The following is a 1,065-nucleotide window of genomic DNA, read 5'->3' as shown; positions in this document are numbered from 1 at the left end:
TTGACGTTAGCGACAGAAGAAGCACCGGCTAACTCCGTGCCAGCAGCCGCGGTAATACGGAGGGTGCGAGCGTTAATCGGAATTACTGGGCGTAAAGCGCATGCAGGTGGTTTGTTAAGTCAGATGTGAAAGCCCGGGGCTCAACCTCGGAATAGCATTTGAAACTGGCAGACTAGAGTACTGTAGAGGGGGGTAGAATTTCAGGTGTAGCGGTGAAATGCGTAGAGATCTGAAGGAATACCGGTGGCGAAGGCGGCCCCCTGGACAGATACTGACACTCAGATGCGAAAGCGTGGGGAGCAAACAGGATTAGATACCCTGGTAGTCCACGCCGTAAACGATGTCTACTTGGAGGTTGTGGCCTTGAGCCGTGGCTTTCGGAGCTAACGCGTTAAGTAGACCGCCTGGGGAGTACGGTCGCAAGATTAAAACTCAAATGAATTGACGGGGGCCCGCACAAGCGGTGGAGCATGTGGTTTAATTCGATGCAACGCGAAGAACCTTACCTACTCTTGACATCCAGAGAACTTTCCAGAGATGGATTGGTGCCTTCGGGAACTCTGAGACAGGTGCTGCATGGCTGTCGTCAGCTCGTGTTGTGAAATGTTGGGTTAAGTCCCGCAACGAGCGCAACCCTTATCCTTGTTTGCCAGCGAGTAATGTCGGGAACTCCAGGGAGACTGCCGGTGATAAACCGGAGGAAGGTGGGGACGACGTCAAGTCATCATGGCCCTTACGAGTAGGGCTACACACGTGCTACAATGGCGCATACAGAGGGCGGCCAACTTGCGAAAGTGAGCGAATCCCAAAAAGTGCGTCGTAGTCCGGATTGGAGTCTGCAACTCGACTCCATGAAGTCGGAATCGCTAGTAATCGTGGATCAGAATGCCACGGTGAATACGTTCCCGGGCCTTGTACACACCGCCCGTCACACCATGGGAGTGGGCTGCAAAAGAAGTAGGTAGTTTAACCTTCGGGGGGACGCTTACCACTTTGTGGTTCATGACTGGGGTGAAGTCGTAACAAGGTAGCGCTAGGGGAACCTGGCGCTGGATCACCTCCTTA

The 1,065-nt window shown here is 53.6% G+C and carries 1 rRNA gene; it reads left to right on the top strand.

Annotated features, from left to right (window positions below):
* Positions 1–1,065 (top strand): 16S ribosomal RNA (locus MTF70_RS24255); the annotation flags it as partial.

This window comes from Vibrio sp. 2CM40D (assembly GCF_023161825.1).
In the GTDB taxonomy this organism is placed as follows: Bacteria; Pseudomonadota; Gammaproteobacteria; order Enterobacterales; family Vibrionaceae; genus Vibrio; species Vibrio alginolyticus.
This window is presented reverse-complemented; position numbering and strand designations above follow the sequence as displayed.